At 73.2% G+C, this 660-nt stretch carries 1 protein-coding gene; it reads left to right on the top strand.

The window, feature by feature from the left end:
- On the top strand, window positions 1-518 hold a 518-nt coding region (locus DXC99_RS10445), incomplete at its 5' end, for a transposase (protein ID WP_199408915.1).
- Window positions 519-660 lie beyond the last annotated feature (142 nt).

The following is a 660-nucleotide window of genomic DNA, read 5'->3' as shown; positions in this document are numbered from 1 at the left end:
CGGCCGACGAGACGAGGGGGGCCCTCCTCGCCGAATACAGGGCCGCCGTCGCGGCGGGCCCCCTCTCGGCCGAGGTCGAGGCGCTCCAGTCGATCAAGGGGTGCGGGTTCGCGCTCGCCGCCGCCTTCGCGTCCGAGGTCGGCGACTTCTCGAGGTTCCGCTCCGGCAGGCAGGTGACGTCCTACTTCGGCCTCGCCCCGAAGCAGAGGTCGAGCGCGGACTCCGTGCGCCTCGGCGGGATCAGCGGGGCCGGCAACGCGCTCGTCAGGAAGCTGGCTGTCGAGGGGTCCTGGTGCTACGCCCAGGCCGGCCACCAGCCGAAGCTGATGCCCAAGGGCTCCGGCGTGCCCCTCGAGATAAGGATGCACGGGAGGAAGGGGTCCGAGAGGCTCCTGCGCCGCCGCGAGGAGATGATCGCCCGCGGGATGCCGCAGGCGAAGGCGAACGCGGCCACCGCGGCCGAGCTCGTGAGGTGGCTGTGGGCCCTCGGCGCGATGTGCCGGGAGGGCGCGGAATAGACATAAGCCCCCGTCCCGGCGAGCCGGGCGGCCTTCGGGGACACCCCCGTTCTCGCTGTGCGCGCGGCGGCCGCCGCATGCGCGAAGACAGACTAGGGGAACCCCGCCGAAGGAGAGGATTGCGGGCCGCCGGAGCGGTATC

Source organism: Collinsella sp. TF10-11AT, from assembly GCF_003437565.1.
Taxonomy (GTDB): Bacteria; Actinomycetota; Coriobacteriia; order Coriobacteriales; family Coriobacteriaceae; genus Collinsella.
The sequence above is the reverse complement of the archived record's forward strand: the minus strand, read 5'-3'. Positions and strand labels throughout refer to the sequence as shown.